The following is a 12,515-nucleotide window of genomic DNA, read 5'->3' as shown; positions in this document are numbered from 1 at the left end:
GCGGCGAAACGGTTCACGCCGCCGTGATATTTTCGTGATCTTCAGTCTTCGGATTGGGCGAAGGCGACGCGTGCCGCGCCCAACAGGGCGGCGTGTTTGTGCATGATCACCTTGGTCGGAATCTCGGACATATAGTCCTTGAACCGGCCCTTGCGCTCGAACCGCTGGCGGAAGGGGCTGGCCTTGATGAAGGGCAGGATACGCGGGACGATGCCGCCGGCGATATAGACGCCGCCGCGCGCGCCGGTAGTCAGGGCGATGTCGCCGGCGACCGCGCCCAGGATGGCGCAGAAGCGGGCCAGGGTCGCGCCGCACGGGCTGTTGGGGTCCGCCATCGCCGTCTCGGTGATCTGGGCCGGATCGTCGATATGGGTCTCGCGCCCGTCGATCTCGGCCAGAGCCCGGTGCATGTTCAGCAGGCCGGGACCGCAGATCAGCCGCTCGATCGAGACGCGGTCATAGCGACGACGCAGGATGCGCAGGATTTCGTCCTCGATCGGATCGCCGGGCGGGAAACAGGCGTGACCGCCTTCCGACGGCATGGCCATTTCCTTGCCGGCCGCGTCGCGCACCAGGGCCGAGACGCCGAAGCCCGTGCCCGGTCCCATGACCGCGACGGTCGAATGCGGATCACCGTCCACCGGGCCGCCCAGGCTTTCCAGCTGATCTTCCGGCACGACGGGCGCGCCCCAGGCCAGGGCCTCGAAGTCGTTGATCAGCTTGACCGGCTTCAGGCCCAGGGTCTGAAGCTCGGTCTCGGACACCGCCCAGGGCGAGTTGGTCAGGTCGATGGCCCCGTCGGTGACCGGGCCGGCTACGGCAATGACGCCGCCGGTCGGCTTGACGTCGCAGCCGTCGACGTAGGCGGCGACGCCTTCCAGGAAGGTCGGATAGGTCTCGGCCGGGAAGCTCTCGTGGTGGTCCAGCACGGGCTTTCCATCAACCATGCGGGCCACGGCGAAGCGGGCGTTGGTGCCGCCGACATCACCGACGAGGAGGGTCTTGTCATTCATGGGGTCGTTTCCTGCGCTCGGTTCGGTGGATCATGCGTCCACGGTCCGGTCGACGAAGTTGGGGTTGGGCGGCGTGTCGTCATGACCGCGTGAACCGGTTGGAACGGCGAAACAGACTGTCGCCCCCTGTTCGGCCGTGGTGACCACATGGCGAAAGGCGCCGAACATCTCGCGGCCATAGCCCCAGGACGAACCCTCGGCGTTGTCGGCGGACCGGGCGGCTAGGGGGCGGGCGGTCAGGTCGGCGATCCCGACCGTGGTCAAGACCCCGGCCTCGGCGTCCAGGCGGATGATGTCGCCGTCCCGGACATGGGCCAGCGGGCCGCCTGCCAGGGCCTCAGGTGACACGTGAATGGCGGCGGGCGTCTTGCCGCTGGCGCCCGACATGCGGCCGTCGGTGACGAAGGCGACCTTGAACCCCTTGTCCTGAATGACCGACAGGGCCGGCGACAGGCTGTGCAACTCGGGCATGCCGTTGGCCTTCGGTCCCTGGAAGCGCAGGACCACGACCACGTCGCGGAACAGCTTGCCGTCCCGGAAGGCTTGCAGCGCGTCTTCCTGGGTTTCGAACACGGCGGCGGGCGCCTCGACGACGCGGTTCTCGGGCTTGACCGCCGAGATCTTGATGACCGCGCGCCCCAGATCGCCCTGGACCAGGCGCAGCCCGCCCTCCTTGTCGAACGGGTTCGAGGCGGGACGCAGGATGTCCAGGTCCAGGCTTTCCGCCACCCCGTCGCGCCAGACCAGTTCGCCGTCCACCATCGACGGTTCCTGGAAATAGGCCTCGATGCCCTGACCCATGATGGTGGTCACGTCCGAGTGGATGTTGCCGGCCATCGCCAGTTCGCGGGCGATGAAGGCGACGCCGCCGGCGGCCTGGAAGGCGTTCACATCGGCCGAGCCGTTGGGATAGACCCGCGCCAGCAGCGGCGTGACCGATGACAGTTCGTCCATGTCGGTCCAGTCGACCAGCACGCCCGCCGCCCGCGCCATGGCGACCAGGTGGATGGCGTGGTTGGTCGAGCCGCCGGTGGCCAGCAGGGCCACGATCATGTTGACGATGGACTTCTCGTCGATGACGTCGGCCATGCGGCATTCGCCGCTGCGGGCCAGTTCGACCGCGCGCTTGGCCGCCGCCGCCGTCAGGGCGTCGCGCAGGCCGGTGTCGGGGTGGACGAAGGCGGTGGACGGCATGTGCAACCCGCCCAGCTCCATCATCATCTGGTTGGAGTTGGCTGTGCCGTAGAAGGTGCAGGTGCCCGGCGAGTGATAGCTGCCGATCTCGCTTTCCAGCAGGGTGTGGCGATCCACCTTGTTCTGCGCATATTCGGCGCGGACTCGGGCCTTTTCCGCGTTCGGAATGCCCGACGGCATGGGGCCGGCGGGGGCGAAGACGACGGGCAGGTGGCCGAACGCCAGGGCGCCCATGAACAGGCCAGGCACGATCTTGTCGCAGACGCCCAGCATCAGGGCGGCGTCGAGGGCGTCGTGCGTCAAGGCGACGCCGGTGGACATGGCGATCACGTCGCGGCTGAACAGCGACAGCTCCATGCCCGGACGCCCCTGGGTCACGCCATCGCACATGGCCGGGGTGCCGCCGGCGACCTGGGCTGTGGCGCCGACTTCGCGCACGGCTTTGCGCACCACGTCTGGGAAGCGTTCGAACGGCTGGTGGGCGGACAGCATGTCGTTATAGGCGGTGACGATGCCCAGGTTGGGCTTGGACCCGTCCATCGCCGTCAGCTTGTCGGCGATGGTCTGACCGGCGAAGGCGTGGGCCCAGTTGGCGCAGCTCAGCTTGGCCCGGCCGGTCCCGCTGTCGCGGGCGGCGTCCATGCGACGGATATAGTCGGCGCGGGTCTCGCGGCTTTTCTCGACAATGCGGGCGGTGACGGCCGCCACGGTTGGGTGAAGGGCCATATCAGCCTTCCTCCGTCCACAGAACTTCAAGGGGAACGCCGGCGGCGATCAGGGCGGCGATGGGCTGGATCTTCGGATCGCCCTGCGCCTGTTCTTCGAACACCCGCCGCTTGGCCCCGCCCTTCAGGCCCAGGATCACCCGGCCCGCCGACATCAGATAGGGCAGGTTGATCGACAGTCGTTCGAGGCTGGGCGCCATGCCGTCGCGCCCATGCGGCACGCCCAGGACCGTCGGCTTCAGCGTCGGCGTCAGCAGGGTCTTCAGCGTCGGGCTTTCCGGGAACATGGAGCAGATATGGCCATCCTCGCCCATGCCGAGAAGGACCGCGTCGAAACGCCCGCCCGCATCGGCCAGGGCCTTGGCCGCCACGATGCCTGCACGGTCCACCGTGACCTCGGGCGTGTAAAGGGGGATGAAGCGCGCCGCAGCCGCCTTGTCCTGCAACAGCACGTCGCGGATCAGGCGAGCGTTCGATTCCGGCGAGGTCTCGGGGACATAGCGCTCGTCCACCAGGGTCACGGCGATCTTCGACCAGTCCAGATCGGTCGCCGCGAGACGGCGATAGACCGGGGCGGGCGTCGAACCGCCAGGACCGGCGAACAGGGCGCGGCCATTGTCGCGCACGGCGGCGCCCAGGGTCTCGGCCAAGCGTGCGGCGATGGTCGCGGCCCAGGCGTCGACGGTGGGGAAGGTTTCGATGGGGTGGGTCATTGAACGGCTCCGCCGAAAACTGATCCCTTCTCCCGTTGGGAGAAGGTGGCCGCGAAGCGGTCGGATGAGGGTCGGGTGCGTCCGTCGGCGTAAGCCGCCGCACGCTCGGGGGCGCGGCTCACGCCGAATGAAAGGGCGATCCCCTCACCCTTTCGCCTTGCCGATCGCGGCGCTCTCGGAGGCTCAAGCCCTCTCCCAGCGGGAGAGGGAGGCGTTTTGTCTTCACGCATCGGTCGTGTTCCAGTCGCGGCCAGTGCGCATCATAAGCATGTCGGCGCTGTCGGGCCCCCAGGTGCCGGCGACGTATTCGTCGGGCTTCAAGCCGGATTCGGCCCAGGCCTCGGAGACCTCGTCCACCCATTTCCAGGCCTGTTCCGCTTCGTCGCGGCGCACGAACAGGGTCGAGTCTCCCGCCATCGCATCCAGTAGCAGCCGCTCATAGGCGATGCGGCGGCGGGGCGGGGCGGCGGACTTGCCATCGACGCCCCACGACAGGCTCATCTTGATCGGCTGAAGCTGCATCCGCCGATCCAGGCCGGGCCGCTTGTTCATCACCGTCAGCGAGATGTCTTCCTCGGGCTGCAGTTCGATGATCATGCGGTTGGCCTGAACCTCGCCGCGGTCGTCGCGGTCGAAGATCGAGTGGGGAACCGGCTTGAACTGGATGACGATCTCGGTGCGCTTCTCGGGCAGGCGTTTGCCGGTCCGCATGAAGAAGGGCACGCCGGCCCAGCGCCAGTTGTCGATATCGGCGCGCACCGCGACGAAGGTTTCGGTGTCGGACGGCTGGCCGCGTTCCTCGTCATAGCCCTTGACCGGCTTGCCCTCTGAGACGCCCGCCACATACTGGCCGCGCACGGTGACGCGCTCGACCTCGTCCACCGTGACGGGACGCAGGGACCGCAGCACCTTGACCTTCTCGTTGCGCACCGAGTCCGGGTCCAGGTCGCTGGGCGGCTCCATGGCCACCAGGCACAGCAGCTGGAGCATATGGTTCTGCAGCATGTCGCGCAGGGCGCCGTATTCGTCATAGTAGGGCCAACGGTCGCCGACCCCCACCGTCTCGCCGACCGTGATCTGGACGTGGTCGATGGTCAGATTGTTCCACAGCGGCTCGAAGATCGTATTGCCGAACCGCAGGGCGATCAGGTTCTGGACCGTCTCCTTGCCCAGATAGTGGTCGATGCGGAACACCTGGCTCTCGCTGAAGGCGTGGGCCACGGCGTCGTCGATTTCCAGGAAGGACTTCAGGTCGCGTCCGACCGGCTTCTCCAGCACGATGCGGCAGTTCTTGTCCGCGAGGCCCGCCGCCTTCATCGCCGTGACGATGCGGGCGTAAAGCGAGGGCGAGACGGCCAGGAAGGAGGTGACCTCGCCGTCGCCGACCTTGTCCTTCAGGGGCTTGAGGCTGTCAGGCGAGGTGGCGTCCACGGCCAGATAGTCCAGACGGGCCTTCATCTTGGTCCAGCTGGTTTCGTCCCAGGCCTGGTCGGCCTCGGCGCGGGCCTTCACGGCCTCATGCACCTTGGCGATATAGTCGTCGGCGCTCTCTTCCGAACGGGCGGCGCCGATGATCTTCAGTCCTTCAGGCAGAAGACCGTCGTGTTCGAGGAAATAGAGCGACGGCAGCAGCATGCGCATCGCCAGATCGCCGCCGCCGCCAAACAGAATGAGAGCCGCCATAGAATTTCCCTCGACTGTCCCATTTGTCGGGACGAACGCCTTTACGGCCTAGCCGCTGGCTTTGCCCGCTTCCGCACGCGAGGCCAACACGTCCAGCACGTCCTGAAACACCATGTTACGGGCATGGAGAAGAACGAGCAGGTGATAGATCAAATCCGCAGCCTCGCTGGCGAGTTCCTCGTCAGGGCCTGCGACGCCGGCCAGAGCGGTCTCGACACCCTCCTCGCCGACCTTCTGGGCGATGCGTTTGGGCCCCTGGGCGATAAGTTTGGCGGTCCAGCTTTCGGACGGATCGGCGGCGGCGCGCACGGCGATGGTCTGTTCCAGCCGGGCGATGCGGCCCACGCCCGGCGCGTCGGCCTCGCCGAAGCAGCTGGTCCGGTTCAGGTGGCACGCATTGCCGACCGGGTTCACCGACAGGACGAGGGCGTCGTTGTCGCAGTCCGGCGTGACGCCGACGACATGCAGCCGGTCGCCCGAGGTCTCGCCCTTCCTCCACCGCCCGCCGCGCGAACGCGAGAAGAAGGTGGCCTCGCCGGACGCGAGGGTTTCGTCCAGGGCGGCGCGGTCCATATAGGCCAGGGTCAGAACCTGAAGCGTCGCGGCGTCCTGCACCACCACGGGAACCAGGCCGTCGCCCTTGGCGAAGTCGATGGTGTTTGGATCGAGGGTCATATCCGCATCTCCAGGCCTTGCTCGGCCAGGTATCGTTTGAGGTCGGGAATGGCGATGGCGCCGGTGTGGAAGACGCTGGCGGCCAAGGCGCCGGATACGTCGGCCTGTTCGAAGACATCCTTGAAATGTTCGGGCGCGCCGGCGCCCCCCGAGGCGATCAGGGGAATGGCCAGGCGTGCGCGGGCGGCGGAAAGCTGTTCGATGTCATAGCCGCGTCGGACCCCGTCCTGGTCGATGCAGTTCAGCACGATCTCGCCGGCGCCGAGGCCTTGCGCCTCGTCCAGCCATTCCAATGTGCGCTTTCCCGCGTGGCGGCGCGCGTCGGGATCGCCGGTGTATTTGTGAACCACCCAGTCGCCGTCCTCGAACCGGCTGTCGACGCCGACCACCACGCACTGGCTGCCCAGGCGCGCGGCCATTTCGGCGATCAGTTCGGGACGTTCCAAGGCCGGGGAGTTGATCGACACCTTGTCCGCGCCATGATCCAGGCAGCGGGCCGCCTGGTCCACGCTGCGAATGCCCCCGGCGACGCAGAAGGGGATGTCCAGCAGTCGGGCGATATCCTTGATCCAGCCATAGTCCAGCGTCCGCCCCTCGGGACTGGCGGTGATGTCATAGAAGACCAGTTCGTCGGCGCCCGCGTCGCGGTAACGGGCGGCCAATTCGGCTGCGTCGCCCATGTCGGTATGGCCGACGAACTTCACGCCCTTGACCACCCGGCCGTCCTTGACGTCCAGGCAGGGAATGATGCGGCGAGCTGTCATGCGCGCCTGGCCGTCGCGATGGCTTCGGGCAGGGTGAAGCGGCCTTCGTAGAGGGCGCGGCCGACGATGACTCCGTGACAGCCCAGAGCCTTGACCGCCGCGATGTCGTCCAGCGACGAGACCCCGCCCGATGCCTGGAGCACCAGATCGGGACGGCGCTGACGGATTTCCGCCAGCAGATCCAGGTTCGGTCCGGTCATTGCGCCGTCGCGGCCGACGTCCGTGACCAGCAGATGCTTTGCCGTCCCCTTGGGATAGCGATCCAGCGCCTCCCACAGGGTGACGCCCGACGACTGGGTCCAGCCCTTCAGGGCCGGGACGGGCACGCCGTCCTCGATCTTGACGTCCAGGGCCAGGGTGATGTGTTCGACGCCGAAGCCCTTGAGCCAGGCGGCGACGTCGTTGGGCTGGGTCACGGCGAGAGAGCCGACGACGACGCGGGATACGCCCGCGTCCAGCAGCTTGGCCACGTCGTTGGCGCCGCGCACCCCGCCGCCTGATTGGATCTTGACGTCGATGGCCTGGGTCAGTTCGCCGATCAGGCCATGCTGGCGCGCTTCGCCCGCCTCGGCGCCGTCCAGATCGACGATGTGGATCCACTGGGCGCCCTCGGTCGCGAAGGCGGTCAGGCGTGCAGCCGGCTGTTCGTCATACTGGGTCACCTGGTCGAACTTGCCGTGCATCAGGCGCACGCAGACGCCGTCCTTCAGGTCGATGGCGGGATAGATCAGCATGGCAGGCCCAGGAAGTTCTTGAGGATGGTCGCACCGGCCTCTGCCGAGCGTTCGGGGTGAAACTGGCAGCCCCAGCGGTTGGCGGATCTCACCATGGCCGGAACGACCCCACCATAGTCGGCGCGGGCCAAGGTCGCCGGGCCGTCGGGACAGACGAAGCCGTGAACGAAATAGGCGTAGGCGCCGTCGGCGACGCCGTCCAGCAGCGGGTCGTCATGGTCGCGCGTCAGGCGGCTCCAGCCCATGTGCGGCACCGGCAGATCGCCTGCGGGTTCCAGCCGGATCACCATGCCGGGGATCAGGTCCAGCAGATCGACGCCGTCGCCTTCGTCGCTGCGCCCGAACAGCAGTTGCTGGCCCAGGCAGACGCCCAGCAGGGGGCGGGAAAAGGCGCGGATCGGTTCGACCATGCCCAGTTCGGCCAGGCGGCTCATGGCGTAACCGGCCGCGCCGACGCCGGGCAGGATGACACGTTCGGCGTCCGCGATCACGGCGGGATCGTCGGTCAGGCGCACGGTCGCGCCCAGCCGTTCCAGCGCGAACTGGACCGAGGCGACGTTGCCGGCGCCATAGGCGATGACGGCGACTTCCATCAGCCTTCTCCCCTCGGGGGAGAAGGTGGCTCGCGGAGCGAGACGGATGAGGGAGCTGCTGGACACAGGACCTCTCTTGCCGTCACTGAGGCGGACAGAGCCCCCTCATCCGAGCCCTTCGGGCCCACCTTCTCCCCCGAGGGGAGAAGGAACGCGGGTCCGCTCATCATAGCACCCCCTTGGTCGACGGCACCGCGTCGCCCTCGACGCGGATGGCCTGACGGAGCGCCCGGCCGAAGGCTTTGTAGACGGCCTCGGTCTTGTGGTGGTCGTCCTGGCCTGTGACCGAGATGTGGACGGCGGCGCCCATGGCCTCAGCCAATGAACGGAAGACGTGCGCCGTCAGGTCGGTGCGATAGTCGCCGATGAAGGGGGTGTCGAACGTGCCCTCGAACAGCGGATAGGGACGACCGGACAGGTCGATGGAGACGGTGGCGTTGGCCTCGTCCATCGGCAGGACGAAGCCGTAGCGGGCGATGCCCTTCCTTTCGCCCAGCGCCTGTTTCAGCGCCTGGCCCAGGGCGATGGCGCTGTCCTCGATGGTGTGGTGCGGGTCGGTGTGCAGGTCGCCCTCGCACTGAAGCCGCAGGGAGAAGCCGCCGTGGGCCGCGATCTGCTCCAGCATGTGATCGAAGAAGCCGACGCCGGTTTCGATCTTCACCGGACCGGGCGCGTCCAGGTCGACGGCGCAGACGATGCGGGTCTCTTTCGTATCGCGCACGGCCTGGCCGACGCGAGCCGGCCGACGCTTGGCGGGCGTCAGGCCGAAGGCGGCCAGCAGTCGGTCGTTGACCTCGGGCTTGATGGAGACGGGCAGACGCAGGCGGTCGCCGGACAGGTCGGCCTCGACGCCGTAGGCCTTCAGACCCGCCAGGGCGGCGGCGGGGTCTTCTGGGCGGGCCATGATGATGGGGCCGACGCCGGCCTCGACATTAATCTGGCGACCCAGTTCGCGGGCCAGCCGCTCGCGCTCACGTCGGACGGAGGCGATCCGCTCGGCGGTTTCGATCATGCGGGAAGGGTCGAGCGCCTGCATCGCCAGCCGCACCAGGGGTTCGGGCAGGGCGTAGGGCTCCAGCACCGACGCCAGGCGGGCCAGGGTCGGGGCTTGTGCGATGGCGGCGCCGACGCGGGCGCCGGCCAGACCATAGGCCAGGGACAGGCTGCGCAGGACGATCAGGTTCGGCTGCTCAGCGACGACCGTGACGGCCGAGACGCTGTCGGAGAACTCGATCAGGCCTTCATCCACCACCAGCAGGGCGGGGGCGACGCGGGCGGCCATTTCGGCGACGGCCTCGGGCGAGCCCAGCGCGCGGATGACGACGACGGCGGGTTCGCCCCTGGCCGGATAGATGGCGGCGAGACTGTCATAGGGCTCGGCCTTGGGGGCATCGACCGAACCGCCTTCGCGGGCGGCGAGACGCCAGGCCAGCTCCAACCCGTGGGTCAGGCCGCGCACCGGCAGGACCTGCTCGGCGGGCACGGCGTAGACGGCGGCCATGCGGGCGCCCAAGGCCGACGCGTCGCCAGGATAGCGGTCCAGGCCCTCGCCGCCGGAGACCAGCGGGGGATAGGGGGCGGGCAGGGTCATTGGATGGCTCCCCGGACAAAACGAGGTGCAATCAGTGCAATTGGTCTCAAATCGGCGCCCGAAAAACAGGGTGCAATGTGTGCAGTTCGCCTGGATGCGCTCACGATAAAAGAGGGTGCAATCAGTGCACTTCGTCCATTCAAGGCTGGGCGACGCACAGGAGGTGGGGCGAGGGCGGGGTCTTGTCCAGAGGCTGCGGCGTTCATCCCTCACTCCTCAGATCGGCGGCGCGGGCGTGGGCTTCGAGGCCCTCCATCCGGGCCAGGCGGGCCGCGATGGGCGCCAGCGCGCGGGCGCCGGCCTCGGTCACCAACTGAACCGACATAGTGGTCATGAAGCTGGACGTGGTGACGCCGCCCAGGGTGCGGGCGCCGCCGTCGGTCGGCAGGACGTGGCTAGGACCCGCCGCATAGTCGCCCAGGGTCTCGGCCGCGAACCGACCGACGAAGACGGCGCCGGCGGCGTTGATTGAATCGACCAGCGGTTCGGGATCGTCGATCTGGATCGCCAAGTGTTCGGGACCATAGAGGTTGGCGACCTCCGCAGCGGCGTCGAGGTCGCGCACCAGAATAGCGCGGGCCTCGTTCAGCGAGGCGCGGGCGATGGCTTCGCGCGGCAGGGTCGCGATCTGAACCTCCACCTCCGACAGGATGTAGTCGATAGTGGCGCGGCTGGTGGAAACCAGGATGACCTGGGCGTCCGCGTCATGTTCCGCCTGGCTCAGCAGGTCGGCGGCGGCGATCTCGGGCGCGGCGTCGCGGTCGACGATGACCATCAGTTCGGACGGGCCGGCGGGCATGTCCACGGCGGGGCCGCCCCCCCCGAAACGACTTAGGGCGGAGGCCTGTTTCTTGGCCTCGGCGACATAGGCGTTGCCGGGGCCGAACAGCTTGTCGCAGGCGGGGATGACCCCGTCCTCCAGTTCGACGCCGAAGGTCAGGGCGGCGATGGCCTGGGCGCCGCCCATCAGCCAGAGGGCGTCCAGGCCCGCCTCGGCCGCCGCCAGGATCATGGCGGGGTGGACGCCGCCGTTCTTGTCGGGCGGCGTGACGGCGACGCGCTGGCCGACACCCGCGACCCCGGCCGGAATGGCCAGCATCAGCAGGGACGAGAACAGGGGGGCGGTGCCGCCGGGGATGTAGAGACCGGCCGAGGCGATCGGACGCCAGGCCAGTTTGGAGCGCACGCCGGGCGTGGTCTCGATGAAGGGGGTGTCTTCCGGCCTGGTCGCCTGGTGGAAGACGCGCACGTTCTCGGCCGCCATGCGCAGGGCGCGGGCGTCGGCGGGCGGCAGGGCGCCCCGCGCCTCGGCGACGACGCCGGGCGTGATGGCGATGCGACGCGGCGGCGCCTTGTCCAGCTTCAGGCACCAGTCCGTGACGGCCGCGCCGCCGCGCATCCGCACATCGTCCAGGATGGTGCGGACGACCTCGGTCACGTCGCCGGCCGTGCGCTGGGCCGGGCGGGCGAGGGCCGCCTTTTTGCCGGCGGCGTCGAGGGCCGACCAGTCGATGCGTTTGAAGGCCGTGGTCATCACATCATCTTCTCGATGGGCAGGACCAGGATGGCCGAGGCGCCGGCGGCCTTCAGCTTCTCCAGCGTCTCCCAGAAGACGGCCTCCTGACAGACGGCGTGGACGGCGACAGCATCGTCACGACCCATCAGGGGCATGACAGTGGGCGAACCGGCGCCGGGCAGGATGGCGGTGATCTCATCGAGCGCCGAACGCGGCGCGTTCAACATGACGTATTTGGCGCCCTGCGAGGACACCACGCCGGACATCCGTTCGATCACGCTGTCCAGCAGGTGCTGCAGGCCGGGCTCGGGCGCGACGGGGGACTGGATCAGGACCGCCTGGCTTTCCAGCACCGTGTCCTTGGCGCCCAGGCCGTTGGCCTCCAGTGTCGCGCCGGTCGAGACCAGGTCGCAGATGGCGGCGGCCAGTTTCAGCCTAGGCGCGACCTCGACGGCGCCGCGCATGACGACGATGTCGGCCTTGACCCCTCGCTCGTCCAGGAAGCGGCGCAGGATCTTGGGATAGGAGGTGGCGATGCGCAGACCGTCCAGCGAGGCCGGGCCGTCATAGGCCAAGGTCGGGGGCGTGGCGATCTTCAGGGTGCAGCGGCCGAAGCCCAGCGGCATGACGATGGAGGCGTTGGCCCCGCCGTTCTTTCCCTCTTCCAGCACGTTCTCGCCGACGATCCCCAGGTCGCAGACGCCGTCGGCCACGAAGGTGGGGATGTCGTCGTCGCGGACGCGCAGCAGGTCGATCGGATAGTTCTCGACCCGATAGAGCAGGTCGTTGTGGCCCTTGACCCATTTCAGACCCGCGTCGCGGATCAGGTCGAGGCTGCGGTCGGCCAGACGGCCGGATTTCTGGACGGCGATGCGAAGCCGGCCCTGGACGGTGCTCATGTTCGGATACTCAGTTCTTGTTCTTCAGGCGATCCAGGGCGAGGCGATAGCCCTGGTGCGGCATGTCTTTCAGATAACGGGCGACGCGGACGACGGTGGTGGGGCTGGCGTGGGCCTCGGCCGCGATCTCGCGATAGGATTTGCCGCCGGCGTCGAGCAGGCGCGCCACCTGCCAGCGCTCGGTGAAGGCGCGCAGTTCCGCCGGGGTGCATAGATCGGCCAGAAAGGCGTCGATCTCCGTGCGCGTCTGCATCGACAGCAGGGCGTCATGAAGGGCGTCACGGGCGGGCGGGGTCGTCATGCGCGTTCCACTATGCTGTAACGGTGGAACGGTCAAGAGGGAGTACGTGAGTCGTGATTGGTGTGGGCTTCAGTCACGGCTCACGATTCACCAATCACGACTTACGCACACTCG

The 12,515-nt window shown here is 68.2% G+C and carries 12 protein-coding genes; all 12 read right to left on the bottom strand.

Annotation, left to right across the window (positions count from 1 at the left end; genetic code table 11):
• Nucleotides 1–41 precede the first annotated feature (41 nt).
• Nucleotides 42–1,013, bottom strand: coding sequence for a glucokinase (glk, locus tag AC3ISA_RS03170; protein ID WP_489179311.1), 972 nt, complete (start codon nt 1,011–1,013; stop codon nt 42–44).
• Nucleotides 1,014–1,043: 30 nt separating this feature from the next.
• Complete coding sequence (edd, locus tag AC3ISA_RS03165) at nt 1,044–2,933, bottom strand: phosphogluconate dehydratase (RefSeq protein ID WP_489179310.1); 1,890 nt, start codon at nt 2,931–2,933, stop codon at nt 1,044–1,046.
• 1 nt (nt 2,934) lies between these two features.
• Nucleotides 2,935–3,645: a 6-phosphogluconolactonase gene (gene pgl, locus AC3ISA_RS03160; RefSeq protein ID WP_489179309.1), complete on the bottom strand. Its 711-nt coding sequence runs from the start codon at nt 3,643–3,645 to the stop codon at nt 2,935–2,937.
• A gap of 222 nt (nt 3,646–3,867) precedes the next feature.
• Entirely contained in the window at nt 3,868–5,328 is a 1,461-nt protein-coding gene (gene zwf / locus AC3ISA_RS03155) for a glucose-6-phosphate dehydrogenase (protein ID WP_489179308.1), read from the bottom strand.
• Between the two features lie 48 nt (nt 5,329–5,376).
• Nucleotides 5,377–6,003, bottom strand: coding sequence for a bifunctional phosphoribosyl-AMP cyclohydrolase/phosphoribosyl-ATP diphosphatase HisIE (gene hisIE / locus AC3ISA_RS03150; RefSeq protein WP_372693971.1), 627 nt, complete (start codon nt 6,001–6,003; stop codon nt 5,377–5,379).
• Nucleotides 6,000–6,767: an imidazole glycerol phosphate synthase subunit HisF gene (hisF, locus tag AC3ISA_RS03145; RefSeq protein ID WP_489179307.1), complete on the bottom strand. Its 768-nt coding sequence runs from the start codon at nt 6,765–6,767 to the stop codon at nt 6,000–6,002. Before hisF ends, hisIE begins: the two co-directional genes overlap by 4 nt.
• Nucleotides 6,764–7,501 (bottom strand): 1-(5-phosphoribosyl)-5-[(5-phosphoribosylamino)methylideneamino]imidazole-4-carboxamide isomerase, encoded by a 738-nt coding sequence (gene hisA, locus AC3ISA_RS03140; protein WP_489179306.1) that lies wholly within the window; start codon nt 7,499–7,501, stop codon nt 6,764–6,766. The genes hisF and hisA overlap by 4 nt, the downstream gene beginning before the upstream one ends.
• Entirely contained in the window at nt 7,495–8,094 is a 600-nt protein-coding gene (hisH, locus tag AC3ISA_RS03135; RefSeq protein WP_489179305.1) for an imidazole glycerol phosphate synthase subunit HisH, read from the bottom strand. Before hisH ends, hisA begins: the two co-directional genes overlap by 7 nt.
• A gap of 166 nt (nt 8,095–8,260) precedes the next feature.
• Nucleotides 8,261–9,685 (bottom strand): imidazoleglycerol-phosphate dehydratase HisB, encoded by a 1,425-nt coding sequence (hisB, locus tag AC3ISA_RS03130; RefSeq protein ID WP_489179304.1) that lies wholly within the window; start codon nt 9,683–9,685, stop codon nt 8,261–8,263.
• A 202-nt stretch (nt 9,686–9,887) separates the two neighbouring features.
• Nucleotides 9,888–11,219: a histidinol dehydrogenase gene (gene hisD, locus AC3ISA_RS03125; RefSeq protein WP_489179303.1), complete on the bottom strand. Its 1,332-nt coding sequence runs from the start codon at nt 11,217–11,219 to the stop codon at nt 9,888–9,890.
• Nucleotides 11,219–12,100, bottom strand: coding sequence for an ATP phosphoribosyltransferase (gene hisG, locus AC3ISA_RS03120; RefSeq protein ID WP_489179302.1), 882 nt, complete (start codon nt 12,098–12,100; stop codon nt 11,219–11,221). The genes hisD and hisG overlap by 1 nt, the downstream gene beginning before the upstream one ends.
• A 10-nt stretch (nt 12,101–12,110) precedes the next feature.
• A complete protein-coding gene (locus AC3ISA_RS03115; RefSeq protein ID WP_489179301.1) occupies nt 12,111–12,401 on the bottom strand; it encodes a YerC/YecD family TrpR-related protein in 291 nt (96 codons plus the stop codon).
• Nucleotides 12,402–12,515 lie beyond the last annotated feature (114 nt).

The organism is Brevundimonas sp. KH_058 (assembly GCF_057838505.1).
The sequence above is the reverse complement of the archived record's forward strand: the minus strand, read 5'-3'. Positions and strand labels throughout refer to the sequence as shown.

What these genes read in the sequence shown, in the direction of transcription:
- glk (WP_489179311.1), bottom strand. Translation starts at nt 1,013, where the DNA reads ATGAATGACAAGACCCTCCTCGTCGGTGATGTCGGCGGCACCAACGCC.
- edd (WP_489179310.1), bottom strand. Translation starts at nt 2,933, where the DNA reads ATGGCCCTTCACCCAACCGTGGCGGCCGTCACCGCCCGCATTGTCGAG.
- pgl (WP_489179309.1), bottom strand. Translation starts at nt 3,645, where the DNA reads ATGACCCACCCCATCGAAACCTTCCCCACCGTCGACGCCTGGGCCGCG.
- zwf (WP_489179308.1), bottom strand. Translation starts at nt 5,328, where the DNA reads ATGGCGGCTCTCATTCTGTTTGGCGGCGGCGGCGATCTGGCGATGCGC.
- hisIE (WP_372693971.1), bottom strand. Translation starts at nt 6,003, where the DNA reads ATGACCCTCGATCCAAACACCATCGACTTCGCCAAGGGCGACGGCCTG.
- hisF (WP_489179307.1), bottom strand. Translation starts at nt 6,767, where the DNA reads ATGACAGCTCGCCGCATCATTCCCTGCCTGGACGTCAAGGACGGCCGG.
- hisA (WP_489179306.1), bottom strand. Translation starts at nt 7,501, where the DNA reads ATGCTGATCTATCCCGCCATCGACCTGAAGGACGGCGTCTGCGTGCGC.
- hisH (WP_489179305.1), bottom strand. Translation starts at nt 8,094, where the DNA reads ATGGAAGTCGCCGTCATCGCCTATGGCGCCGGCAACGTCGCCTCGGTC.
- hisB (WP_489179304.1), bottom strand. Translation starts at nt 9,685, where the DNA reads ATGACCCTGCCCGCCCCCTATCCCCCGCTGGTCTCCGGCGGCGAGGGC.
- hisD (WP_489179303.1), bottom strand. Translation starts at nt 11,219, where the DNA reads ATGACCACGGCCTTCAAACGCATCGACTGGTCGGCCCTCGACGCCGCC.
- hisG (WP_489179302.1), bottom strand. Translation starts at nt 12,100, where the DNA reads ATGAGCACCGTCCAGGGCCGGCTTCGCATCGCCGTCCAGAAATCCGGC.
- AC3ISA_RS03115 (WP_489179301.1), bottom strand. Translation starts at nt 12,401, where the DNA reads ATGACGACCCCGCCCGCCCGTGACGCCCTTCATGACGCCCTGCTGTCG.